This window comes from Allobosea sp. (assembly GCF_017308015.1).
In the GTDB taxonomy this organism is placed as follows: Bacteria; Pseudomonadota; Alphaproteobacteria; order Rhizobiales; family Beijerinckiaceae; genus Allobosea.
Window position 1 is genome coordinate 35,928 of record NZ_JAFKFW010000030.1, and the last position, 23,285, is coordinate 59,212.

20 protein-coding genes and 1 pseudogene are annotated in these 23,285 nt (G+C 64.0%); 17 read left to right on the top strand and 4 right to left on the bottom strand.

All coding sequences use genetic code 11. The features are described 5' to 3' along the window. Positions 1 to 44: 44 nt before the first annotated feature. Together J0I42_RS20735 and J0I42_RS20740 are read left to right on the top strand one after the other, a co-directional pair. On the top strand, positions 45 to 869 hold the full coding sequence (locus J0I42_RS20735) for an ABC transporter ATP-binding protein (protein ID WP_291657631.1): 825 nt from the start codon (positions 45 to 47) through the stop codon (positions 867 to 869). An 11-nt stretch (positions 870 to 880) separates the two neighbouring features. Next, entirely contained in the window at positions 881 to 1,756 is an 876-nt protein-coding gene (locus J0I42_RS20740; protein WP_291657632.1) for an ABC transporter permease, read from the top strand. 100 nt (positions 1,757 to 1,856) lie between these two features. Here J0I42_RS20740 and J0I42_RS20745 read toward each other — a convergent pair whose 3' ends face one another. After that, on the bottom strand, positions 1,857 to 3,251 hold the full coding sequence (locus J0I42_RS20745) for a sensor histidine kinase (RefSeq protein ID WP_291657633.1): 1,395 nt from the start codon (positions 3,249 to 3,251) through the stop codon (positions 1,857 to 1,859). Further along, complete coding sequence (locus J0I42_RS20750) at positions 3,248 to 3,916, bottom strand: response regulator (protein WP_291657635.1); 669 nt, start codon at positions 3,914 to 3,916, stop codon at positions 3,248 to 3,250. The genes J0I42_RS20745 and J0I42_RS20750 overlap by 4 nt, the downstream gene beginning before the upstream one ends. A 245-nt stretch (positions 3,917 to 4,161) precedes the next feature. Here J0I42_RS20750 and J0I42_RS24115 point away from each other — a divergent pair. After that, positions 4,162 to 4,399, top strand: a pseudogene (locus J0I42_RS24115) (IS3 family transposase); the annotation flags it as partial. A gap of 267 nt (positions 4,400 to 4,666) precedes the next feature. On the opposite strand, the gene J0I42_RS20760 reads toward J0I42_RS24115, so the two are convergent. Beyond that, positions 4,667 to 5,551, bottom strand: coding sequence for a GntR family transcriptional regulator (locus J0I42_RS20760; RefSeq protein WP_291657637.1), 885 nt, complete (start codon positions 5,549 to 5,551; stop codon positions 4,667 to 4,669). Positions 5,552 to 5,737: 186 nt separating this feature from the next. On the opposite strand from J0I42_RS20760, the gene J0I42_RS20765 reads away from it, so the two are divergent. The 13 genes from J0I42_RS20765 to J0I42_RS20825 all read left to right on the top strand — a co-directional run bounded on the left by J0I42_RS20765 (position 5,738) and on the right by J0I42_RS20825 (position 21,043). Further along, positions 5,738 to 7,693 (top strand): aconitase family protein, encoded by a 1,956-nt coding sequence (locus J0I42_RS20765; protein ID WP_291657639.1) that lies wholly within the window; start codon positions 5,738 to 5,740, stop codon positions 7,691 to 7,693. An 81-nt stretch (positions 7,694 to 7,774) separates the two neighbouring features. Further along, positions 7,775 to 9,007 carry a CaiB/BaiF CoA transferase family protein gene (locus J0I42_RS20770; RefSeq protein ID WP_291657666.1) on the top strand — a complete coding sequence of 411 codons (1,233 nt, stop codon included), beginning with the start codon at positions 7,775 to 7,777 and terminating at the stop codon, positions 9,005 to 9,007. Next, positions 9,004 to 10,017 (top strand): beta/alpha barrel domain-containing protein, encoded by a 1,014-nt coding sequence (locus J0I42_RS20775; RefSeq protein WP_291657641.1) that lies wholly within the window; start codon positions 9,004 to 9,006, stop codon positions 10,015 to 10,017. Before J0I42_RS20770 ends, J0I42_RS20775 begins: the two co-directional genes overlap by 4 nt. Then, positions 9,989 to 11,560: an ABC transporter substrate-binding protein gene (locus J0I42_RS20780; RefSeq protein WP_366509857.1), complete on the top strand. Its 1,572-nt coding sequence runs from the start codon at positions 9,989 to 9,991 to the stop codon at positions 11,558 to 11,560. The genes J0I42_RS20775 and J0I42_RS20780 overlap by 29 nt, the downstream gene beginning before the upstream one ends. 36 nt (positions 11,561 to 11,596) lie before the next feature. Continuing rightward, positions 11,597 to 12,538: an ABC transporter permease gene (locus tag J0I42_RS20785; RefSeq protein ID WP_291657643.1), complete on the top strand. Its 942-nt coding sequence runs from the start codon at positions 11,597 to 11,599 to the stop codon at positions 12,536 to 12,538. A 32-nt stretch (positions 12,539 to 12,570) separates the two neighbouring features. After that, complete coding sequence (locus tag J0I42_RS20790; RefSeq protein WP_291657668.1) at positions 12,571 to 13,407, top strand: ABC transporter permease; 837 nt, start codon at positions 12,571 to 12,573, stop codon at positions 13,405 to 13,407. A 43-nt stretch (positions 13,408 to 13,450) separates the two neighbouring features. Then, the gene (locus J0I42_RS20795) at positions 13,451 to 14,701 is read left to right on the top strand and encodes a serine hydrolase domain-containing protein (protein ID WP_291657644.1); all 1,251 of its coding nucleotides are present in this window, start codon (positions 13,451 to 13,453) and stop codon (positions 14,699 to 14,701) included. Positions 14,702 to 15,345: 644 nt separating this feature from the next. Continuing rightward, complete coding sequence (locus J0I42_RS20800) at positions 15,346 to 15,672, top strand: hypothetical protein (RefSeq protein WP_291657645.1); 327 nt, start codon at positions 15,346 to 15,348, stop codon at positions 15,670 to 15,672. Beyond that, positions 15,672 to 17,423 (top strand): ABC transporter permease, encoded by a 1,752-nt coding sequence (locus J0I42_RS20805; protein WP_291657647.1) that lies wholly within the window; start codon positions 15,672 to 15,674, stop codon positions 17,421 to 17,423. Before J0I42_RS20800 ends, J0I42_RS20805 begins: the two co-directional genes overlap by 1 nt. Positions 17,424 to 17,445: 22 nt before the next feature. After that, positions 17,446 to 18,777: an ABC transporter ATP-binding protein gene (locus tag J0I42_RS20810; RefSeq protein ID WP_291657649.1), complete on the top strand. Its 1,332-nt coding sequence runs from the start codon at positions 17,446 to 17,448 to the stop codon at positions 18,775 to 18,777. A gap of 91 nt (positions 18,778 to 18,868) precedes the next feature. Beyond that, positions 18,869 to 19,216: a hypothetical protein gene (locus J0I42_RS20815; protein WP_291657651.1), complete on the top strand. Its 348-nt coding sequence runs from the start codon at positions 18,869 to 18,871 to the stop codon at positions 19,214 to 19,216. Positions 19,217 to 19,365: 149 nt separating this feature from the next. Continuing rightward, positions 19,366 to 20,439 carry a sensor histidine kinase gene (locus J0I42_RS20820; protein ID WP_291657653.1) on the top strand — a complete coding sequence of 358 codons (1,074 nt, stop codon included), beginning with the start codon at positions 19,366 to 19,368 and terminating at the stop codon, positions 20,437 to 20,439. Continuing rightward, a complete protein-coding gene (locus J0I42_RS20825; RefSeq protein WP_291657655.1) occupies positions 20,432 to 21,043 on the top strand; it encodes a response regulator transcription factor in 612 nt (203 codons plus the stop codon). Before J0I42_RS20820 ends, J0I42_RS20825 begins: the two co-directional genes overlap by 8 nt. A 71-nt stretch (positions 21,044 to 21,114) precedes the next feature. On the opposite strand, the gene J0I42_RS20830 is transcribed toward J0I42_RS20825, so the two are convergent. Next, complete coding sequence (locus tag J0I42_RS20830; RefSeq protein WP_291657657.1) at positions 21,115 to 22,659, bottom strand: winged helix-turn-helix domain-containing tetratricopeptide repeat protein; 1,545 nt, start codon at positions 22,657 to 22,659, stop codon at positions 21,115 to 21,117. Positions 22,660 to 22,775: 116 nt separating this feature from the next. Here J0I42_RS20830 and J0I42_RS20835 point away from each other — a divergent pair, with 116 nt between their 5' ends. Beyond that, on the top strand, positions 22,776 to 23,237 hold the full coding sequence (locus J0I42_RS20835; protein WP_291657658.1) for a cupin domain-containing protein: 462 nt from the start codon (positions 22,776 to 22,778) through the stop codon (positions 23,235 to 23,237). Positions 23,238 to 23,285: the final 48 nt, after the last annotated feature.

The window sequence follows — 23,285 nt, forward strand, 5'->3', positions numbered from 1 at the left end:
CGAGCGCGCACCCGTGACGCCGCCATCGCGGCGAAGGAGGCTCCATGCCTGCAACCGACGCGGCCGGCAGCCCGGTCGTCGAACTGATCAACGTCTCGCGCCGCTTCATCACCCCGGACGGCAAGTCGATGACGGCGATCCGGGATTTCAACATGAGCGTGGCGCGCGGCGAGTTCGTCGCCGTGGTCGGCCCGACGGGCTGCGGAAAGTCGACGACGCTGAACCTCGTCACAGGTCTCGCCCGCCCCTCGAGCGGCGAGGTTCGGCTCTTCGGCCAGCCGGTTACCGATATCGACCCGCGCATCGGCTTCGTCTTCCAGACCGATGCGCTGTTCCCCTGGCGCAACGTCATCGACAATGTCGTCGCCGGCCCGCTCTTTCGCGGCAAGCCGCGTGACGAGGCCTATGCCAAGGCGCGCGAATGGCTCGCCCGCGTCCATCTCAGCGGCCACGAGACGAAGTATCCGCACCAGCTTTCGGGCGGCATGAGGAAACGCGTCTCGCTGGCGCAGACCTTCATCAACGAGCCGCAGGTGCTGCTGATGGACGAGCCCTTCTCGGCGCTCGACGTGCAGACTCGAGTCGTGATGCACGAGGTGCTGCTCAACCTCTGGTCGGAGGCCAAGGCCTCCGTGATCTTCGTTACGCACGATCTCGAGGAGGCGATCGCGCTGGCCGACAAGGTCTATGTGCTGACCGCGGGGCCGGCCACTGTGAGAGCGGTCTATCCGGTTGAGCTGCCGCGCCCGCGCGTCGTCAGCGAGATCCGCTACCAGGGCGACTTCATCGAGCTCTCCCGCCGCATCTGGGATGACCTGCGCGCCGAGGTCGAGCGCGGCACCGCCCGCGACGAAGCCCGCGCAGCTTGAGGAGAGCCACAATGACCGATGCTGCTCTCACCGCGCCCACCGCCTTCGCGCCGGGCACATCCGACGCCGAGATCGAGGCCGCCGCGGCCAAGGCCGCCCGCAACCGGCATTACAAGGTGCTGTTCTGGCGCTGGGCCATCCTGTTCGCCATCCTCGGCAGTTGGGAATTCGGCGCCCGCTTCGGCTATATCGACGAGTTCTTCTTCTCCAGCCCGAGCGCGATCTGGAGCCGCCTCGTCGAATGGACGGTCGAGGGTACTTCGGAAGGCCCGCTCTGGCTCCATCTCTACGTCACGATGGAAGAGGCCATGCTCGGCTTCGTCATCGGTTCCATAGCAGGCATCGTCGTCGGGATCGCACTCGGCCGCAACCGGATGCTGGCCGATATCTTCTCGATCTACATCAAGGTGTTCAACTCGATCCCGCGCGTCGTGCTGGCGCCGATCTTCATCATGATCTTCGGGCTCGGCATCGGCTCCAAGGTGGCGCTGGCCTTCATCATGGTGTTCTTCGTCGTCTTCGCCAACGCCTTCCAGGGCGTGCGTGAGGCCGACCGGAACCTGATGGCCAATGCACAGATCCTCGGCGCGCGTGGCTGGCAGCTCACACGCTCGGTGGTGATTCCATCCGCGATGAGCTGGATCTTCGCCTCGCTGCATGTGAGCTTCGGCTTCGCCATCATCGGCGCCATCGTCGGCGAGTTCGTCGGCTCGCGCCACGGCATCGGCCTCTTGATCAACATCGCCAAGGGCACCTTCGACTCGGCCGGCATGTATGCGGCGATCGTGGTGATCATGGTCGTGGCGCTCGCTGCCGAATACCTGATGACCTGGGTCGAAGGCCGGCTCGCGACCTGGCGCCCGGCGCCGCTGCAGGACCAGCACTGAAGTATTTTCGAGCGAAGTGGGACCGGTTCGCGTGAAGAAAATGCGGTAAAACAAAAGATCGATCGCTACGCCTCCGGAACGAGGCGTAGCGATCGCAGCCTTAGGCTGCCGGCATCTCTCCGGGAGCGGCCGGCAACCTGACCTCGACGCGCAGCCCCGGCGGGGGCTGCGTTTCCATCAGCGCGATGGTCCCGTCATGGGCGGTGACGATCTCCCTGACGATGGCGAGTCCGAGCCCGGTTCCCTCGACCGTCGCGGCCGCGAGGCGATGGAAGCGCTGGAACACCCGCTCGCGATCCGCCTCTGGAATGCCCGGGCCGTTGTCCTCGACGACGAGCAGGAGGCCGGCCTCTCCCTGCTCCAGCTTCACCGCGACGGCACTGCCCTGCGGAATATGGCGCAGCGCGTTCTCGACGAGGTTGAGCACCAGCTCGCGCAGCAGCGTGACATGCCCACGGACCGGCAGGGCAGCGGTAGCAGCCTCAAAGGACAGGTCGATCGCACGGTCGAAGGCGATGCCGGCGAGGCTCTCCAGCGCAGTGCGCGTGACCTCGTTGAAATCGAGGACGTCCTTGCGCAGGGCGGCGCCGCCGGGCTCGGCCCTGGCCAGGGTCAGAAGCTGGTTCACCAGCCGGGCCATACTGTCGATGCGGCCATCGATGGCCGCGAGCGCTTCGTGGCGGGTCTGCGAATCATCGTCACGGCGCGCCATCGCAACCTGCGTCTTCAGAACCGCGAGCGGCGTCCTGAGCTGGTGCGACGCGTCGGCGACGAAGCGCCGTTGCAGGGCGATATAGGCCTGCACGCGGTCGAGCGCATGGTTGAGCGCGTCGATGACGGGCCTGAGCTCGCCCTGCACTCGGTTGCGGTCGAGCGCCTTCAGGGATTCCGGATCGCGACTGCGCAATTCGTCGCGCAGCCGCAGCAGCGGCGCGAGGCCGCGATGCAATCCGAACAGCGTCAGGAGCGCCGCGATGCCGACGAGCAGGAGCTGGTCCCGCAGCGAGGTCTGCCAGATCTCGTCGACGAGGCGGTCGCGGCCGTGAAGCGTCGTCGCGACGATCACCAGCGCGTTGCCGCCATCCACCTTTGAGATGACCGGCTGGGCCAGGGCGACGGCGCGCATGGCCTCGGTGCGGAACGTGCCCTCGTAATAGGCCGGCTCCAATCCGCGTGGCTGCGCGGGCGGTGCGACGACATCGGGAAAACCGGCGATCAGTTCGCCCGAAGGCGACAGCACCCGGTAGATCACCTTGTCGCGCTCGGGTGAGGCGAACATCTCGAGAGCCGAAGGCGGGATCAGGGCCTCGACCCGCCCATCGGCTTCCTTGACCTGCTCGGCGATGACACGAGCGGATGCTAGCAATGTGCGGTCCGTGATCAGGTCGGCCGTCCGCATGGCGTCGCGGTGCAGGCTCCAGCCATTGAAGGCGACGACCGCCGCCAGCGGCAAAAGCAGCCAGGCCAGGAGTTCGGCGCGCAGGCTCCGGCTCACTCCGCCAGCCTCAGGGCATAGCCAAGGCCGCGCAGCGTGCCGATCGAGACGCTGCTGTCGCCGAGCTTCTTGCGGACGCGATGGACATAGATCTCCAGCGCATTGTCGGTGGCGTCGTCGTCGAGGCCGAACACCGTCCCGGTCAAAGCCGCCTTCGAGACGACGCGTCCGCCGGCGAGCAGGAGCGCTTCGAGCACGCTGTATTCCCGCGCCGTCAGGTCGAGCGGCACGTCGTCGAGCGTGAACTGGCGCGCATCCGTCGCCATCACCAGCGGGCCGAACGCGATGCTTACCGTGCGGCTGCCCTGTCGACGCCGCAACTGGGCCCGGATTCGGGCCTCCAGCTCGTCGGGCTCGAACGGCTTGACCAGATAGTCGTCGGCGCCGGCGTCGAGCCCGGCGACACGGCTCGACACGGCATCGTTGGCGGTGAGGATGATGACTGGCGTCTGGCCCCGGCGGTGCCGGAAGCGGCGCAGCAATTCGAGGCCGGTCATGTTGGGCAAGCCGATGTCGAGGATGACCAGATCGTAGGTCTGCGTCGCCAGCGCGGCATCGGCGTCGACGCCGTCATGGACGCAATCCACGACATAGCGGCTCTTGCGCAGCAGCCGGGCCAGCCAGTCGGCAAGCTCGCGATTATCCTCGACCAGCAATATCCGCATGCGGCTGAGCACCGAACTTCAGGTTGCCGAAAGGACGGAACCGGACGCCCTTCTCGGAAACACCTTCCAAGTGATCCGCTCTTCAGGCAACCGCTATTCGCCGCCCGTATGTGGTTATGTCGCCCACGATCTCTCCATTGAGCTCCGGATGCGTCCCGCCCGGCAGGTTTCGGGATTGCGGGTGTGGTCATAGGTGAAATCGAATCGGCTGAAGGTACCGTCGCTGCGCTGGGATTTGTCGCAGAGATCTGCCACTCAGCCGGCAGGCGAAGGTTCTTGGGATGACCGGGGCAGCGTTTAGTCTGTGCCTCGCGCGGTTCCCGCTGCCGATCCGGCTCTGATGCGCCGGATCGGCGCCCTGCATCTGGACTATCGCTTCGCCGGCGGCCGGATGTTGCAGAGCCTGCTCGATGCCGAGGGGCATGTCGCCGGGCGGCTACACGCCGCCACGCTGGCGAAGCGCAGGGCATCGAGGCGCTCTATTGAAAGCCGCAGGCCTCGAAGCGGGCGCCGGGGCACGCGATCTTCCCCTACCTGCGCGCCGATGCCAGCGTGTCGGGGCTCGCGCCTCGATCGGTCGGTCTCTCGACTCCGACAACGGCCGGAGATCTCATCAGGGGCTGGTCCGGCAGGCGCCGGACCATGCTTGCTTCAAGGCGCTGCAGACAATCCCGGCGGCAGCATAACCAAGGCCGAAACCCGCTTAGCCAAAGCCCCAAAACTGTGCGGATCAACCGAGACAGCCCCGAGCTATCCGATCTGGTCTCCGCCACCGCTCCAGCGAAGATGATGCTTCATAAGCTCCGCAGCATCGGAATGCTGTCCGGTCTCTAGCAGATCGAGCAGTTTTAGGTGCTCCCGAGCATGTTTTTCCACCTGCAGATCGGTGATGAAGCTGTATGCGAACAGGCGACGGAGTCGGTTGAGGCGCTTTAATGTCTCCAACAGTACCGCGTTCCCCGAGCACTCGGCGACGGCCTCATGAATCTCGCATCCGAAGCGAAAAAGCTCCGGAGGGGTGAAGCGGCCGGGGTTTTCGAGCAGGCGCTGCTGGTGCTCTCGCACAGGTACCATGAGATCGGCGCGCCATTGGAAAGCGGGTTCGAGAATGCCGCCGGGCTCGATCATCATGCGCAACCTGCCGGTTTCAGCGTAAGATCGCGCGCTGTTGAGTGTCTGGGTGAAGCGCCAACCATAACCACGCGAACGTTCGATCCAACCCTCCGAAGCAATCCGGTCCAATAACCTTAAGACCGCCGCGCGTTTCAGTTCGTAGCGCCGCATGAGTTCGGCTTCGCTGACGACGTCCGGGAGTGCGCCGTTCAAGCGATCCCGTGCAATTCTCAGATAGTGAGCCTCGCTCTCGTCATCCGCACTCCCCAGCGCTTCGAGCGCAGTTGCGGTGTCGAGCTCATCAACCAGAACGAAGCCCTTGTTCGGGACAGCCTCGGCAATTCCCTTGGTCACCAGGATTTGCATCGCGCTATGAACCGGTCCGCGAGAGACTCCGAGGCGATTGGCGAAGCGGTGGGGAAACAGCCGCTCGCCACGGCGAATGTTGTCGCTTCGCGCGATCTGGATGATTTGCCCGACCAGTTCCAATGTCTTCGGCGAAACCTTTAAATCTGCGCTCATATCTGCTCGCCCAAGCCAGTTTGGCCTCTGATACCATATCCTGACGTCTCATTGACAAACGCTCGTCAATTTGTCATTTTCGGCTACAAATAACAAAAATAACCCGGAACGGCAGAGTGACAATCCGAGGCACGGAAAAGCTCTCGCGGGTGGAAGTGGAACACCGATGATCGGGGCAGTCAGTCGATGACCACTTTTGAGATTGGGCGTCGCGTTCTGTTCTTGTCATGTGATCCCGAGTGCGTCAGGCGTCAGCTTGACGGTGGAGACCTGTCTCTCGACGACTGCCGCCCGTTGCGCTCCGAAATCTCGACTGACGAAATTACGCCGATCCCGTCACTAGCGTTCTTCGACGAACGTCTGGCATCCCATGCTCATATCGGTTTCAGGGCCGGAGACGACAATCCGATCGGGTTAGGAGCACTCGAGAGCGGCGGCTTCTCCACGATTGTCGCCGGGAGCCGATACGGCAAGGGATCCTCCCGCGAGCACGCCCCGGTTGCCGAGCGCATGGCCGGTATCAGGCTCGTGATCGCGCAAAGCTTCGAGCGGATCTACCGTCAGAACGCCGACAATGTCGGATTGTTTACGTCGACCGATTTTTCCTTGATCGGGCGGATTCAAGCCGGCGAGGCGATCTCTGTCGACGAATTGCTGGTTGGGCGAGACGCGCTCGCACAGTCCATTCTCCGCGCCGGAGGTCTGCTTGGCTACGGGCGGCAACAGCTTGCTCCCATCGAGGCGGTGGAGGTTCCGTCTGACCTTGCTCCACGCACGCTCTTTGAGAAGATCGTGCATCGCCATGCGATCAGGACGATGGACACGCCGGCAGTCAGGGAAATCGGCGACAGCGGCTTCGTGCGGGCCGATATCCGATTTATCCACGACATCTACACGGCCATGGCCCGGCACATGCTCCACCGCGAGTTCGGGCAGGCGCTCAGTCTGAGCGATCCGTCATCGATCCTGGTTTTCGAGGATCACTATTCGTATACTCATCTGAGCCCGGCACATCGTCATCTCATGCCGCAGATCCGAGAGCTGTCGGCTGCGCATCGTGCATTCGTCGAGGAGCATGGCCTGCGCCATCATGGCTATCTGAAGGGCGGGCCGGGCTCGGAGGGCATCTCTCATGCCCTGATGGCTGAGCGCTACGCGTTGCCGGGAGAACTGATCGCCGGCACTGATTCCCACACGCCTCATTCGGGCGCCCTTGGATGCGTCGCCTTCGGGGTGGGAACAACGGATATCGCCAACAGCTTCGTTACTGGCGCTGTCCGGATGGCAATGCCCGAAAGCATCCTGATCTGGCTGGAGGGAGACAGGCCACGTGGCCTGACCGCCAAGGATGTCGTGCTGCACTTGCTGGCGTTGCCTTCGATCCGGTCGGGCGCAGGCGTGGGCCGGGCCTTCGAGTTCGCAGGCCCGGCCATTGCCGGAATGTCGGTCGACGAGCGGGCCACGCTGACGAACATGGTCGCTGAATTGGGCGGGTTCGCGGGGCTGGTCGCGCCGGATGACGAGACGGCGCGCTTCATCCGCGAGCGCAGAGGCTTCGATTTCGTCGTCGAGGATTGGATGCGAAGCGATCCGGGCGCCCATTATGCGGAGCGCATTGTCCTGGATGTTTCCGCCATGGCGCCGATGGTGGCGAAGCCGGGAGATCCCGGCAATGGCATCGACCTGTCGACGCTGACGACGCCTGTGACGATCGATATCGCCTATGGCGGTTCGTGCACGGCCGGGAAGCGTGAAGACTTCGACAACTACCACGAGGTTCTCGCCTGGGCGGCTGCCAGGGGAATGAAGGTGGCGCCAGGCGTCACTCTGATCCTGCAGTTCGGAACCATCGATGTTCGCGACTACTGCAAGGCGAAAGGATATCTCGACGCCTTCCGTGCCGTTGGCGCTGAGCTCATGCAGCCGGCCTGCGGCGCATGTGCGAATTGCGGTCCTGGCTCTTCGACTACGCGCGATCAGGTGACGATTTCAGCGATCAACCGCAATTTTTCCGGCCGTTCGGGCCCTGGTCAGGTTTGGCTGGCGAGTCCTTTCACCGTCGCGGCCAGCGCAATCGCAGGCAAGATCGCCAGCTTCGACGATATCAGGGCCCGCCCCCCAAGCGGGCCTGAAACACATTGACAATTGTAGTCCAGTTTTTGTAATTTGAATGGATAAATTACAAAAACTGGACTAGGGCGGTTATGAAAACTACTCCCCGTGATGAAACGCGGCGAGGCCCGGCGGGAGGCCGTGGTTCGAGCGCTGCTCCCGGCTCGATTAAAGGCAGGTGATATGAATCCGCTGCCATTGGAGGGCCTGCGCGTCGTTGAGTTCTCGCAGATGGTCATGGGGCCCTCCTGCGGCATGATCCTCGCCGATCTCGGGGCTGATGTCGTTAAGGTTGAGCCGCCAAAAGGGGATCGGACACGTATCTTCAAGGGCGTGGCCTCGGGCTTCTTCAATACCTACAGCCGCAACAAGCGCAGCGTCGTGGTCGATACTGCGACTCCGGAAGGCCGAGAGACAGCCAGACAGCTTGCTTTGGATGCTGACGTTCTCATCGAGAATTTCCGCCCGGGTCTCCTCGGGCGCTTCGGTCTGGATTATGAAACTTTGGCGCCGGAAGCTCCCCGGCTCATCTACTGTTCGCTCAAGGGCTACCTGCCCGGCCCTTATGAGAACCGCTTGGCTCTGGACGAGGTCGTTCAGATGATGGGCGGGCTTGCCTATATGACCGGCCCCCCCGGCAGGCCGATGCGCGCGGGCGCGTCGGTCAACGACATCATGGGCGGGATGTTCGGGGTCATCGCGATCCAGGCAGCCCTGGCGCAGCGCGAGAAGACAGGCATGGGGACTTACATCCAGAGTGCCCTCTTCGAGAACAACGTCTTTCTCATGGCCCAGGCCATGATGTTTGAAAGCGTCACAGGGCAGCGCTCTCAACCATGGTCCGTGAAGGAGGCCCCCTGGCCCGTCTACGACCTGTTCGATACCAAGGGCGGCGAGAAGATCTTTGTTTCGATCGTCGGTGAGGAGCACTGGGTCGGTTTCTGCGAGGCCTTCGATCGAAAAGATTGGTTGAGCGACCCGCGCCTTGCAACCAGTCAGGGGCGCGTCGATAACCGCAGTTGGATCATTCCCGAGATCAGGGGCATCATCGCTCGATACGGCAGCGAAGAGATCAGCCAGATTCTGGAACAGCTCGGGCTTCCGTTCGCACCGGTAAACACACCCGGCGATCTGTTCGGCGACCCTCATCTCAATGCGTCGGGCGGGTTGATGGACCTGACCACCGATGGCGGTCACCAGGTCAAGACGCCGGCATTGCCTTTCACGTTCGGCGGCGCGCGTCTGCAAAAGAGGCGCGATCCTCCGAAGATCGGTGAGCACACCGAAGAAGTGCTGGCCGAGCTGATAGCACGACGCGCCCGCGCCCACGGCGAGGCGATTTGATGTCGGTGGAAGTGACCTATCCGACCGATCGGATCGTCCTTCGCGAAGTCGGACTGCGCGACGGCCTCCAACTCGTCAAAGCATGGCCATCGACGGATCAGAAGCTGGATTGGCTCGCTCGCGAATGCGCGGCCGGCGTCACGCACTTCGAGGTCGGCTCGTTCCTTCCGGTCGGCCGGTTTCCTCAGTTTGCTGATTTGGCCGGTCTCCTGGAGTTCTTCCGGGATCGGCCGAACCTCCATGCCTCGGCACTTGTGCTGAACGAGCGCGGCATCGATGACGCGTTCGCGACTGGCATCGCCGAAATTGCCTGCGTGGTCTCGGCGACGGAAGAACACAGCCAGGCGAATATCCGCCGATCGCGTTCCGCAGCCATCGATCTCGTCCGGGCGGCTGTCGCCAAGCGCAACGCGACAGGACATCCGGCTCTCGTCTCTGTGGGCATCGCGATGGCGTTCGGATGCTCGATCGCCGGTGACGTCAAGTCCGCGCAGGTCGTCGAGCTCGTCGAACGATGCCTCGAGGCTGGCGCGGATCTGGTCGGAATCGCGGATACGGTTGGCTTTGCCGGCCCCGATCAGGTGTTCGAACTGTCAAAGGCGGTCCACCAGATCGTTGGCTCAGGTCGCTTCTTCGTTCACCTGCACGACACGCGTGGGATGGCGATCGCAAATGCATCCGCCGCGCTCGACGCGGGATGCCGGATTCTGGACGGCTCACTTGGCGGCCTAGGTGGTTGCCCATTCGCGCCCGGTGCGACGGGTAACGCAGTTTTCGAGGACCTCGTCTTTCTCTGTGAAAGGAAGGGTTATCGAACGGGCATAGACCTCGATGCTCTGACGGACGTTCGCCGGATCCAGCAAGCTGCAATGCCGGCGGAGCAGCTCTATGGCGCCATCGCACGCGCTGGCACTCCAAAAAACATTCAATGGGCCAAGGGCGAAAACCGCCAACAACAAGCCCAAGTCCAGGGAGGAAGTGATGAAGAGACGTACGTTCCTGCAAGGTAGCCTGGCTGCGTCTGCCGCCGCGAGCTTGCCCCGGTTCGCGGTTGCTCAGCCGGCGTCGGTGCTGAAGTTCATTCCTGGCGCTAGTCTTGCGATCCTCGATCCGATCGCGAACACGTCGGCGCCTACGCGTCTCCATGGCTTCATGGTCTATGACACGCTGTACGGGCTCGACAGCAATTTCGCGCCTCAGCCTCAAATGGCTGAAGGTCACGAGGTGTCCGCCGACGGTCTGGATTGGACAATCAAGTTGCGCGACGGGCTGTTCTTCCATGACGGCGAGCCGGTCCGTGCCAAGGATGTCGTCGCCAGCCTGAATAGATGGAGCAAGCGCGACACATTCGGAAAGACCCTGTTCAGCAGAACCAACGAGTTGCTCGCAGTCGACGACAAGACGGTGCGCTTCCGCCTGAAGCGTCCCTTCGCGCTCCTGCCGGCAGCGCTGGGTAAGGTCGGCTCCAACATCGCCGTGATCATGCCGGAGCGCCTTGCTTTGACGGACCCGTCCAAGGCTGTGACCGAAGTCATCGGCAGCGGGCCTTTCTCCTTCGTCGCGAAGGATTACAGTCCCGGCGCTCTCGTCGCCTACGAGAAATTCAAGAAGTACACGCCCCGCGCCAGCGGCGAGGTCGGCTTCAGCTCCGGCCCGAAGACCGTGCATTTCGACCGCGTCGAGTGGCATGTCATCCCGGATGGATCGACCGCGCTCGCCGCGATCCAAAGCGGCGAAATGGACTGGTGGGAGTCCCCCTTGCCGGACTTCCTGCCGATCGTGCAGGGCAATCCGAGCATGAAGATCGTGCCGGCCGGCGGTCAGGTCATGTTCCTCCGGCTCAACCATCTTTATCCGCCTTTCAACAACCCTGAAATCCGGCGGATCCTGCTTAGCTGCATCGACCGCAAGTCGATCATGCAAGCGGTCGGCGGGGGCGGCGAGTGGCGCGACGATATCGGACTTTATCTGGGCTCCATGAAAACGGACGCAGGTATTAAGGAGGCCTTCCGCGGCAGGACCGATTTCGACAACGTCAAGAGCGAATTGGCGGCGGCGGGCTACAAGGGCGAGCGGATGGTGATGCTCGTCGGGACGGACACTCCCCGCAATCTCGCCGCCAGCCAGGTCGCGGAAAGCACTTTCAAGAAGATGGGGCTGAACGTCGACTTCCAGTCCCTGGACTGGGGAACCGTCTCGCAGCGCCGCGCAAGCATGGAACCGCCGGAGAAGGGCGGTTGGGCATGCTTCTTCGTCGGGGCGGATTCCGAGTACTTCCTCGATCCGGCGACGAACTTCCTGGCGCGTGCGAACGGCCGGGACGGCTGGTTCGGTTGGCCTGACAGCTCTCGCATCGAGCAGCTCACCGAGGAGTGGTTCAACTCGACCGACGTCGCCGCGCAGAAAGAGATCGCGTCGCAAATCCAGCTCCAAGCCTGGAAAGACATCCCATACGTCCCGATCGGTGAGGTCCAGGCGCCTGGCTTGGCACGCTCTAATCTCCAGGGCTTCGCGCCGGGCTTCGCCAAGTTCTGGGGCGTGAAACGGACCTAGTCCGTCGCAACACAGTGATAACGGGCTCCTCGCGAGATGATGTTCTATATTGGGAAGAGATGCCTTTCCACGATCCCGGTGATGCTGATCGTGGCAGTGCTGATCTTCGGCCTGCTTTACATCACACCGGGTGATCCCGCTCTCATGATCGCCGGCGATCAGGCAACGCCGGCGGTCGTGGAGCGCATACGCCAGCAGCTTGGCCTGGATTTGCCGATCTACGTCCGCTTCGGACACTGGCTCTGGGATGTTCTGCGAGGAGACTTCGGGAAGTCCGTTCTCAGCGGCGCGCCCGTGAGCAATCTGATCGCCCAGCGCATTCAGCCGACCGTCTCGCTGATGCTTGCGACCCTCGTCATCTCGGTGAGCGTCGCCGTGCCGCTGGGCGTTCTCTCTGCGTGGAAACGAGGCTCGTTAATTGATCGAGCCGTCATGATCTTGTGCGTCGGCGGGTTCTCGCTGCCGGTTTTCGTCACCGGGTACCTTCTCGCCTACACATTCGGTCTGCAGTTGTCATGGCTTCCCGTTCAGGGTTACGCACGCATCGAGAACGGCGTCCTGCCATGGCTCCGCGGGATCATCCTTCCGTCTCTCGCTCTGAGTCTGGTCTATATTTCGCTCATCGCCCGCATCACGCGCGCAACAATGCTTGAGACGATGTCGCGGGACTATATCCGCACGGCCAGGGCAAAAGGTGTCGCTGATCGGTCGCTTCTGTTCGGGCACGCGCTCAAGAATGCGGCCGTTCCGATCGTGACGGTAGTGGGCACAGGCGTGGCCCTGCTCATCGGCGGTTCGGTCGTAGCCGAAAGCGTCTTCGCCCTCCCGGGGCTTGGGCGTCTGACGATCGATGCGATCATGGGGCGGGACTACCCTGTCATCCAGGCCGTCGTCCTGATTTTCTCAGCGAGCTACGTCTTCGTGAATCTCATCGTCGATCTGCTCTACACGGTGTTCGATCCGAGGATCAGCTATTGACCATGACCCTCCCCCTGGCGGCTCGGCGCACCATGGGCAGCCGATTGCTCCGCTATATGAGCCGCAACACGCTGATCGCATTTCCCAGCGCGCTGCTCGTCGTCTTGGCCTTGATCGCAATCTTCGCGCCGTTCCTGGGAACCGTCGATCCCGCGCAGCTCAACCCCGCCAATCGACTGAAGCCACCATCGGCCGAGTTCTGGTTCGGTACCGATATGCTCGGCCGCGACATCTATTCGCGCGTGATCTACGGCAGCCGGGTGTCTCTGATCGTGGGCCTGTCGGTCGCCTTTTTCGCGTCCGTGTGCGGCGTGATCATCGGGACCATTTCGGGGTTCGTTCGCAGGTTCGACGCGATCATCATGCGCATCATGGATGGAATGATGTCCATTCCCTCGATCTTGCTGGCGATCGCGATCGTCGCGCTGATCCGAGGGTCCCTTCTGACCGTGATCGTCGCCATAACGGTCGCCGAGATCCCACGGACATCGCGCCTCGTGCGCAGCGTGGTTCTGTCGATCCGCGAAGAACCTTACATCGATGCCGCTATCGTGGCTGGAGCCAGCACGAGCCGGATTGCGATTAGGCACATCTTTCCGAACACCGTCGCGCCGCTATCCGTGCAGGCGACCTATGTCTGCGCGGCGGCCCTGATCGCGGAGTCGATCCTCTCCTTCATCGGAGCAGGCCTTCCTCCCATCATTCCAAGCTGGGGTAACATTATCGCCGATGCCCGGACATTCTGGCAGATCCGGCCGACGATGCTGCTTTTTCCGGCGCTCTTCCTGTCGCTCTGCGTGCTTAGCGTGAATCTGCTCGGCGACGGCCTGAGGGAAGCGCTCGACCCGAGAATGGCGAAAGACCTGTAGGTCGCAAACCCGAAGCCGAAGCTTCCAGCTCAGGAGACGCTCCATGTCCCGTATCGCCCGCCGCGATCTCACGTCGGTTCTGACGCAGGACCAGGTCGTGTTGCCGAAGCCCGAAGATCAGCTGAGATGGACAACCGCCGAGAAGTTCGTCGCGCACCGGAACATGCACCATCTGTTTCCGCGGGATGTCATCTCGGCGGGGGAGCATGTTCGTCCGCTTGAAACGGCGGCGAACATCGATGTCAGCTACACCTACCAAGGCAAGCCCCTGACGCTCGACGGCTACTTCGATGACAACCAGGCGACCGGATTGATCATGCTGAAGGGCGGCAAGATCGTCCTGGAGAAATATGCCCATGGCAACGACGCCTCGACGCGTTGGGCGTCGCGCTCGATGGCCAAGTCCTTCACGTCGACGCTGGTCGGGGCCGCCATCCAGGATGGCGCGATCGATGCCGTGGACGATCCTGTCTCGAAGTATGTGCCAGAGCTGAAAGACAGCCTCTACGATGGCGTCAGCTTGCGCCAAGTCCTCCAGATGGTCTCGGGCGTGCCCTTTATCGAAGACTACAAAGACCCCAATGCCGACGTGTATGCGCTCCAGGCGTGCACCGTCAGGCGTGAAATCGGCTCCTTTCTTCGCCTGCTCAACAAGGTGGCCAATCGTGTGCCGAAGCAGAGGACTCCCCCCGGCAGCGTCTTTTATTATTCGTCTCTGGATTCCATCCTGTGCGGCATCGTCGTAGAACGGGCTACAGGAAAGCGCCCGGCAGCCTACCTCTCGGAGAAGATCTGGAAGCCGTTCGGCATGGAAGCCGATGGTTTCTGGAACACGGAAGCTGATGGCGGCACGACGTTCACGGCGTCGGGTATAGGAGCGACCTTGCGTGATTATGCGCGCTTTGGGCAGTTCATTCTCGAAGGCGGCTCGATCGGAACAACGCAGGTCCTGCCGTCCTGGTGGCTTTCGGAAGCGACCAAACCCTCCGAGGCCTCGCTGAAGGAACGCGCACCATATGGTTTTCAATGGTGGCTCCATGTTGCCCAAGACGTCAACTCGGTTCGCGCGGGAGCCGTCGATCCAGGCACGCCCTTCGGCGACCCGGTGCCGTTGCGCGGAGCTGGTTCGATGTTCTACGCACTCGGCAATGCCGGGCAGTCGATTTCGATTAATTCGACCGAAGGGATCGTCATCGTGAAATGGGCGGCCTGGAGCGATAGCCAGGGGCCGAACGGCCGTGGTCGTCATGCCGACGCTACTCTGTTTGCAGCACTGATGGATGCAGTTGCTTAGACGCCAGCAAGGAGGCCGCTGGGGTGCAAGCAACCCCAATCTGGATCGTAAGCGATCTGTCGACGTACGCTGGGCCAATTCCAGACGTTGCGAGATCGCCAGATTGCAGACATCGATCGGTCGATAGCGCGCCTCGCCGTTAGGGCTTTCACGACGAACTCATCGACGAAAGCCCTGCCAGGTGATTGGAGCGATCTACCTGGAAGTTGCGCCCGCGTTGGCTGAAGGCTTCCGAAAACGTTCGAAGACCCGGAACCGCCGGCGCAGGGCCTGCGACAAGCCGAAGCTCATCGGTGCAAGGCGACAGAGCCCACCTTGCAAACCCTGCCGCCTCCGGCGGAGCCGGTTGCGTGGGCGATACGCTTTGATACGCGGCGCGGCGCGTGGCCGATCTATACTTCGGTATAAATCAGCGATGCCTTGGTCCGATTGATCCTGCTCCCTGCGTCGCGCAAACAGAGCACGGTAGCGCAACAACGGGGCGGTGCCTTCTCGCATCGTAGCGCTTTCCCGCAGGGGAGGGGGCGTCGGCCGCTGGCGTGGCGGTGCCGACCGCGATTTCGTGCGCCTGCGGTGTCCCGAATGCCGTGCCGGGCCTTGCCCTGAGCAGAAGACGACTTCGAGCGTATCGAAGGAGACGCATCATGACCAATGTCCTCGCCTTTCATCGGCCAACGCCCGTCATCGGCTTCGGCACGCGCCCAGCCCGTTCCGGCGAAGTCCTCTCCTTTGCCCGGCGCCCGGCGATCCGCGCCCCCCGTCTCGTCGCGGAATGGCGCTTCAACGATCGCGTCCAGCGCCTGGAATGCCATTGGCGTTCGGAAGATGACGAAACCGGCTGGCAAGAGGCTTCCCGACGATCCCGCACAGGTCTTTCCGCAGCCGCGGGGGGCGCTGGGTTGCGACACGCCAGGCGCAAGGCAGCGCGCCGCGTCGGCGATGTCGGCCGCTCTCCAGCAGAGGTGTCGTGATGGCATTCCTGTCCAGCCGTCCGGAGCGGTCCAGCGCGCTCGCGGCCCTCGCCCGCGAGCGCGTACTGCCGAACAGCTACGATCTTGCCGCCTTCGCGCTGCTCGCCGCGGTCGCTGTGCTGGCATTCCATGGCGCGGCGGCGATGCACACGCCGCTTGCCGGCCTGTCGAGCGCGCCCATCGTGCTCGATCCGGCGTTGCTGCCTGAATATGCGTTGCGCACGACGATGCGGATGTTCGCAGCGATCACCGCCTCGCTGGTCTTCACCTTCGTCGTCGCGACCCTGGCGGCCAAGAGCCGCCGCGCCGAGATGCTGATCATCCCGGCGCTCGATATCCTGCAATCGGTCCCGGTGCTCGGCTTCCTGACCTTCACCGTCACCTTCTTCATGGGCCTGTTTCCCGGCAGTCAGCTCGGCGCCGAATGCGCCTCGATCTTCGCGATCTTCACCAGCCAGGCCTGGAACATGGCCTTCTCCTTCTACCAGTCGCTCAGGACCGTGCCGCGTGACCTGGACGAGGTCAGCCGCGGCTTCGGTCTGTCGTCCTGGCAGCGCTTCTGCCGGTTGGAGGCGCCCTTCGCGATGCCCGGCCTGGTCTGGAACACGATGATGTCGATGTCGGGCGGTTGGTTCTTCGTCGTCGCGTCGGAGGCGATCACCGTCGGCGACACCACGGTCCAGTTGCCCGGGCTCGGCTCGTGGCTCGCGCTCGCCATCAAGGAACAGAATTTCCTCGCAGTGGGCTGGGCCGTGCTCGCCATGGCGGTGGTGATCGGCCTCTACGACCAGCTTCTGTTCCGCCCGATCGTCGCCTGGGCCGACAAGTTCCGCTTCGAGCAGACGGCCGGGCAGAGCAAGCCGCGCTCCTGGGTCTACGGCCTCGCGCGCCGCACCCGGCTGGTCAAGCGGCTGGCGACGCCCTTTGCATGGCTCGGCGGGCATCTGCTGCTCCTGCGGTTTCGGCCGGCCTCCGCACGACCGCTCAGAATGGCCCCCGCGGCCAGCCGCGCGCTGGACTATGCTTGGCTTGGCCTTGTCGTGGCGCTGGGCACTTGGTCGAGCTGGATCGCCGTCTCCTATGTCGGGCAGAGCCTGGGCTGGGCCGACGCGGGTGACGCGCTGCTGCGCGGGCTGGTCACGCTGCTGCGGGTCGTCGTGCTGATCGCGGTTGCGAGCGTGATCTGGGTGCCGATCGGCGTGTGGGTCGGCCTGCGTCCCGGCGTCGCCGAACGCGTCCAGCCGGTGGCGCAGTTCCTCGCGGCCTTTCCGGCGAATGTCCTGTTCCCCTTCGCCGTCATCGCGATCGTGACGACGGGCGCGAGCCCGGAAGTCTGGCTCTCGCCGCTGATGGTGCTGGGCACGCAGTGGTACATTTTGTTCAACGTCATCGCCGGGGCGAGCGCCTTCCCGACCGACCTGCGCGAGGCGGCGCGTGTCTATCAGCTCCGCTCATGGACCTGGTGGCGCCGCGTCATCCTGCCGGGGATCTTCCCCTATTACGTCACCGGCGCGCTCACGGCCTCGGGCGGCTCATGGAACGCCAGCATCGTCGCCGAGGTCGCAAGCTGGGGCGACACCAAGCTCGAGGCCTATGGCCTCGGCTCCTATATCGCCAACGCGACCGAGGCCGGGAACTTCCCGCGGGTCGTGCTGGGCATCGCCGTGATGTCGCTCTTCGTCACCCTGTTGAACCGCCTGCTCTGGCGTCCGCTCTATGTCCTCGCCGAGCGCCGCATGCGTCTCGACTGACGCTCCCGAAAGGCCCCGACCCATGGACAACATCACTGCGGTTTCCGCACTCAACACCAGCCGCTCGACTCCCCTGATTCAGGCGCAGCAGATCTGTCAGAGCTATGACAAGGGCTCGACCGGCTCCCTCGTCGTACTCGACAAGGTCGACCTTGAGCTGAACCCCGGCGAGATCGTTGGACTGCTCGGGCGCTCCGGTTCCGGCAAATCGACCTTGCTGCGGGCGATTGCCGGCCTCATCCAGCCGAGCGGCGGCACCGTCGAATTCTCCGGCCGGCGGGTGACGGGGCCGAATGCCGGCGTCGCCGTCGTCTTCCAGAGCTTCGCGCTGTTCCCCTGGCTGACCGTGCTCGAGAATGTCGAGCTGGGGCTGGAAGCGCAGGGCGTGGCGTCGGCCCAGCGGCGCAAGCGCGCGCTCGCCGCGATCGACCTGATCGGGCTCGACGGTTTCGAAAGCGCCTATCCGAAGGAGCTCTCGGGTGGCATGCGCCAGCGGGTCGGGCTCGCTCGCGCGCTGGTCGTGCACCCCAAGGTCCTGCTGATGGACGAGCCCTTCTCGGCGCTCGACGTCCTGACGGCAGAGACGCTGCGCACCGACCTGCTCGACCTCTGGTGCGAGGGGCGGATGCCGATCGAGGCCATCCTGATGGTGACCCACAATATCGAGGAGGCGGTGCTGATGTGCGACCGCATCCTGATCTTCGGCTCCAATCCCGGCCGCGTCATCGCCGAATTGCGCGTCGAATTGCCCCAGCCGCGCAACCGCCTCGATCCGGCTTTCCGCGCGCTGGTGGACGACATCTATTCGCGGATGACCGCCCGTCCGGGTACCCCGGCGCGTGAAGGCTTCTTTCCGGGCACCGGCATCGCCATGTCGCTGCCGCGCGTCTCGACCAATCTGATGGCCGGCCTCATCGAGGCGATCGCCGCCGAGCCCTACAAGGGCGAAGCCGATCTGCCGCTGCTGGCCGCGCAGCTCCACCACGAGATCGACGATCTCTTCCCGGTAGCGGAGACATTGCAACTCCTCCGCTTCGCTGACCTCGAAGGCGGCGACATCAGGCTGACGGCGCCGGGCTTGCGCTTCGCCGACAGCAATGTCGACGAGCGCAAGCGCCTCTTCGCGCAGCAGCTCGCTGCTTACGTGCCGCTGGCGGCGCATATTCGCCGCGTGCTCGACGAGCGGTCGAGCCACCAGGCCCCCGCCCGGCGCTTCCGCGACGAACTGGAGGACCACATGTCGGAGGACTACGCCGCCACGACCCTCAAGGCCGTCACCAACTGGGCCCGCTATGGCGAATACTTCGCTTATGACGAGACGGCCGACCTCTTCACGCTCGAAAATCCGAGCTGAAGCCTTCGCGAGGGAAAGGAGGACTTGTCATTCCCCGGAGGCAACGATCCTCGCCAAATATGTGCGGATTTCCAGTTCTGGAGGCGTCGTCATGGCCGATAATGGCGATCTCTTCGAGCGATGGCTTGCCGCTCGCCGGCGCAGCCGTCCCATGCGGTCGCTAAGCCGCAAGGCGGCGGGTGCTCCGGGCCGTGTGGTTCTCTGTTTTTGGCGCATCCGGCTCTTCTGGCCGATCGTCAGCCTGCTGCTCTGGATGTCCGATCGGCTGCTGCGCGTGATCTCGCGGCTCTATTTCGCCGGCATGCTGTCGCCTCGTGCCACAAGAAGGCTGCTGCGCATGTCCGGTCGGTTTGGAGAGGCCGCGCTGGCATTGATGCAGCAAAGGCGTGAATGGGATGTCCGCCATGCCTGCAGGGCCAGGGATCGCGGCCGCTTCTAGGTAGCTCGCCCACCCCGCAAGAACCGTTCATTGCGATGCAGATACCATGGCGCGACGAACGACCTTGCGGTACTGGGGCGATGCGCTCGGCGGAATGGACATCGATCCGAAAGACGAAACTGAGGCCACCGGGCGAGAGGCGATGCGCGATGCTCAATCCCAAGCGTTTCCGCCTCGGACGAACAGGGATTGGCCTCTGCCTTGCTCTGCTGGCAGGCGTCATCTTCGTCGCGGATACCTATACCGACCTAGAGATCGCCGTTGCGGTCCTCTATGTCGCGGTAATTCTGGTTTCTGTGCGGTTCGACCGGCCGGCGCTCGTGCTCTGGGTCGGCGGAGCCAGTGCCGGGCTGACGATTCTCAGCTATCTGCTCACTCCTCGCGGAGCCCAGCATGCGGGCCTGGTCAACTGCCTCCTGAGCCTCGTCGCGATCGGTGCGACGACCTACCTGGTTCTTCGGGCGGAGGCTGCCGAAGCGCGGACCCGCGAGGCGGGCGCAGAGCTTGCCCATATGTCCCGGGTCACGATGATGGGCGAGTTGACGGCCTCGATCGCACATGAGGTCAGCCAGCCTCTCGCGGGGATCGTTGCCAATGGAAACGCAGCTCTCCGCTGGCTTGCGGCGACTCCTCCCGACGCCGCCGAGGCCAGGCGGGCGCTGGAACGCGTCGTTGCCGATGCCGACCGCGCCGGGGACGTCATCGGCCGCGTGCGCAGGATGGTGGCGAAAGCACCCCCCTCGCGGGAGTTGGTCGACGTGGCCGATCTGGTCGAGAACGTCCTGTCGCTGGTGCGTAGCGAGATCCGGAAAGGGCAAGTGGTCCTGAGGACCGACCTGGCGGACAACATGCCGCCCGTTTTCGCCGACCGCGTCCAGTTGCAACAGGTGGTCCTCAATCTGGTGGTCAACGCAGCCGAGGCGCTTGGACAGCAGGAAACGGGCCCTCGCGACATTCTGGTCGGCGCCGCGACGGACGGCATGACCATCACGGTCAGCGTCCGCGATAGCGGCATGAGCCTCGCTCCGGCCGCGATCGAGAAGGTTTTCGACGCCTTCCACTCGACCAAGCCCGGCGGGATGGGTATGGGGCTGGCGATCAGCCGCTCGATCGTTGAAGCGCATGGGGGGGCGATCTACGCCGCCGCCAATCCGCCGCGCGGCATGGTCTTCGGCTTCACCTTGCCCACGGGCGGCACCGGATCGGATTGGAGCCATGCCTGACGGGCAGCCCGTCGTCTTCGTCGTTGATGACGATCCCTCCGTCCGCGACGGGTTGGACAGCCTGTTCCGCTCCGTCGGCTATGCGGTCGCGACCTTCGGTTCGGTCCAGGCGTTTTCCCTGCACAGGCGGCCGGACAGGCCGAGCTGCCTCGTGCTCGATGTCAGGATGCCCGGACCGAGCGGCATGGACTTCCAGGCGGAGCTTGCTGGCATGGGCGACCCGATCCCGATCGTGTTCCTGACCGGCCACGGCGACGTGCCCATGGCGGTGCGGGCCATGAAATCCGGCGCGGTGGAATTCCTGCTGAAGCCGTTCCGGGAACAGGATCTGCTGGACGCGGTGCGCGCAGCGATCGAGCGCGATCGCGCTCGTCGGTCCGAGGAAGCCGCCCTGACGGAACTCAGGGCGCGCTTCACGTCCCTGTCGGCCCGCGAGAAGGAGATCATGGCCTTCGTCGTCGTCGGCCGCTTGAACAAGCAGATCGCGGGCGAGCTCCAGCTCAGCGAAGTGACGGTGAAGGTGCACCGGGGCCAGGTGATGCGGAAGATGGGAGCGGCCACGCTGGCCGAACTGATCAGTTTTGCCAGCAAGCTGGCGCGATAGGTCGATCGACGCCACGGTCGAATGTCATTCGCCGGCGATAAGCGCGTCGCGATGCCGGGCGCGCGCCGCGGCTACTCTGGCAGCCCGGCCAGGCGCAGTGTGCCATCGAGAACGTCCGCGAGCTCCGGAGCGCAATTCACCCCGGCAAACTGGCGACTGAAGCGGAATGCCGGATGGAGTTCGAGCACCCGTGCCGCAGCGCGCCGTGCTTCTTCCAGCCTCCCGAGCTTCACCAGCGCCGCCGCCAATTGCACATAGGTGATGCTGTGCGCCGGATTGGCCTGCACGGACCTGTAGGCGGCATGGCAGGCTTCGTCATAACGACCGCGCAGCAGATGGCTCATCGCCTGTGCATCGAAGGCGGCGAAGGCCCATGGATCGAACGGGCTGAGCCGCATGCCCCGCTCGCTCCATGCGATTGCCCGCTCCGCTTCTCCGGCCCAACCGAACATGACGCTGCCGAGAATATAGGTCAGCGCCGATGACGGACTGATTGCGAGCGCGGCTTCGAAAGCGGTCAAAGCGGCGCCTCGGTCATGACCGTCCATGCCGATAGAGAATCCGGCAAGCGTCAGCGCGGCTGCATCGTCCTGGCCATGGATCGATGCAAGGCGAGCATGGCGGATCGAGGCTTCGCGACTGGCTTCTTGCCAGCCGGCGCGAAGGAAAAGACAATGGTGGCACATCGCGGCGTTGCCGTATGCCAGCGCATAGTCGGGGTCGAGTTCGATGGCCCGTTCGAGCAGTTGGAGAGCGCGGGCCACCTGCCCGGGCATGCCGGAATCGACGTCGGCCTGGGCTCGCAGCACAAGGTCGTAGGCATCAAGGCTGTCCGGCCGTTTCCGTTTCACCCGATCGATCTCGGCACGCCGGATGCTCGGCGCGATCGCCCCGACAGCGGACAAGGCGATCTCGTCCTGAAGCGCAAAGATATCCTCGGAATCGCGGTCGTAGCGCTCGCCCCAGACATGAGTGCCGGTCGAGGCATCGATCATCTGGACGCCGACGCGAACATGATTGCCTGCCTTGCGCAGGCTGCCTTCGAGCACGTAGCGCACGCCGAGCTCGTGCCCGACCTGCTTCACGTCGATAGCACGCCCCTTGTAGACCGTCGTCGAATGGCGCGCGATGACGAACAGTCCCTTGATGCGGGCGAGACCGGTGACGATGTCGTCGACCATCCCGTCGGCGACGTGGTCCTGCTCCGGGTCGCCGTTCAGATTGGCGAAGGGCAACACCGCGATCGACGGCCTGTCCGGCAAGGCCAGCCGTATCAACGCGGTAGTCGTCGGATCGCGATCGTCGACCTCGACGGCCGGCCCGATATAGCGATAGCCTCGCCGCGGCAGTGTTTCGATCCAGCCGGCGCCGCCTTGCGCGTCCAGGGTGCGTCGTATCGCGGCGATCTGAACCGTGAGATTGCTGTCTTCGATCGCTTGCGCCGGCCAGGCCGCCTCGAACAGGTCCTGCTTTGCGACAGGCCGGCCCGCTCGTTCCACCAATAGCGCGAGCAGCGCGACCGCGCGCTGGCCGAGCCCAACCGGATCGGCGCCCCGGAATAGGATTCCAGCGCCGGCGTCGAGGCGGTACGGGCCGAATGCGAAGGTCTTCGCCATGACCCAAGATGGGACCGGCCGCGCATTTTTCGCAACAATTTCGGACAAGCTTCGCGACTTGCCGGTGGGGCGAAGACAGGATGCGCCGGAAGCAATCCCAGCCGGTGGAGGATCAGATGAATGCCGCTCCCGTCATCCGCATGCCCGGGCAGACCCGTGGCGTCACGCTGCGCGGCTATCCCATGGCATTCCTCGTGACCGGCGAGGACACGAAGCACACGAGCATGTTCGACTGGACGATCCCGGCGGGGTTCGCCACCGGCCAGCATGTCCACCGCGTTCAGGAGGAGACCTTCTACATGCTGGAAGGCGAATGCGAGTGGCATGTCGGCGACGAGATCGTCCGCGCCCGTCCGGGGACCTTCCTGTTCCTGCCGCCGGGCGTGCCGCACAACATCACCAATGTCAGCGAAGCTCCGGCTCGCGTGCTGATGGCGGTTTCACCGCCCGGGCATGAGCACTATTTCGAGGAGTTAGCGGAGCTCGCTGCACGAGGCGCCCCCGATCCAGCGGCATTGGCCGATTTGCGGAACCGCTATGATACCACTCAGCTCTCAACCTTGACCACGCGAGCATAAGATAGCCCCACAGGTTCATGCTCGCTGAACCCGGCCGCCGTGGCGAGG

Bases quoted from the DNA above. Each gene is read 5' to 3' on its own strand.
- J0I42_RS20765 (WP_291657639.1), top strand. From the start codon at position 5,738: ATGACCACTTTTGAGATTGGGCGTCGCGTTCTGTTCTTGTCATGTGAT.
- J0I42_RS20735 (WP_291657631.1), top strand. From the start codon at position 45: ATGCCTGCAACCGACGCGGCCGGCAGCCCGGTCGTCGAACTGATCAAC.
- J0I42_RS20805 (WP_291657647.1), top strand. From the start codon at position 15,672: ATGGCATTCCTGTCCAGCCGTCCGGAGCGGTCCAGCGCGCTCGCGGCC.
- J0I42_RS20790 (WP_291657668.1), top strand. From the start codon at position 12,571: ATGGGCAGCCGATTGCTCCGCTATATGAGCCGCAACACGCTGATCGCA.
- J0I42_RS20835 (WP_291657658.1), top strand. From the start codon at position 22,776: ATGAATGCCGCTCCCGTCATCCGCATGCCCGGGCAGACCCGTGGCGTC.
- J0I42_RS20810 (WP_291657649.1), top strand. From the start codon at position 17,446: ATGGACAACATCACTGCGGTTTCCGCACTCAACACCAGCCGCTCGACT.
- J0I42_RS20825 (WP_291657655.1), top strand. From the start codon at position 20,432: ATGCCTGACGGGCAGCCCGTCGTCTTCGTCGTTGATGACGATCCCTCC.
- J0I42_RS20800 (WP_291657645.1), top strand. From the start codon at position 15,346: ATGACCAATGTCCTCGCCTTTCATCGGCCAACGCCCGTCATCGGCTTC.
- J0I42_RS20820 (WP_291657653.1), top strand. From the start codon at position 19,366: ATGCTCAATCCCAAGCGTTTCCGCCTCGGACGAACAGGGATTGGCCTC.
- J0I42_RS20750 (WP_291657635.1), bottom strand. From the start codon at position 3,916: ATGCGGATATTGCTGGTCGAGGATAATCGCGAGCTTGCCGACTGGCTG.
- J0I42_RS20830 (WP_291657657.1), bottom strand. From the start codon at position 22,659: ATGGCGAAGACCTTCGCATTCGGCCCGTACCGCCTCGACGCCGGCGCT.
- J0I42_RS20815 (WP_291657651.1), top strand. From the start codon at position 18,869: ATGGCCGATAATGGCGATCTCTTCGAGCGATGGCTTGCCGCTCGCCGG.
- J0I42_RS20740 (WP_291657632.1), top strand. From the start codon at position 881: ATGACCGATGCTGCTCTCACCGCGCCCACCGCCTTCGCGCCGGGCACA.
- J0I42_RS20785 (WP_291657643.1), top strand. From the start codon at position 11,597: ATGATGTTCTATATTGGGAAGAGATGCCTTTCCACGATCCCGGTGATG.
- J0I42_RS20770 (WP_291657666.1), top strand. From the start codon at position 7,775: ATGAAACGCGGCGAGGCCCGGCGGGAGGCCGTGGTTCGAGCGCTGCTC.
- J0I42_RS20795 (WP_291657644.1), top strand. From the start codon at position 13,451: ATGTCCCGTATCGCCCGCCGCGATCTCACGTCGGTTCTGACGCAGGAC.
- J0I42_RS20780 (WP_366509857.1), top strand. From the start codon at position 9,989: ATGAAGAGACGTACGTTCCTGCAAGGTAGCCTGGCTGCGTCTGCCGCC.
- J0I42_RS20760 (WP_291657637.1), bottom strand. From the start codon at position 5,551: ATGAGCGCAGATTTAAAGGTTTCGCCGAAGACATTGGAACTGGTCGGG.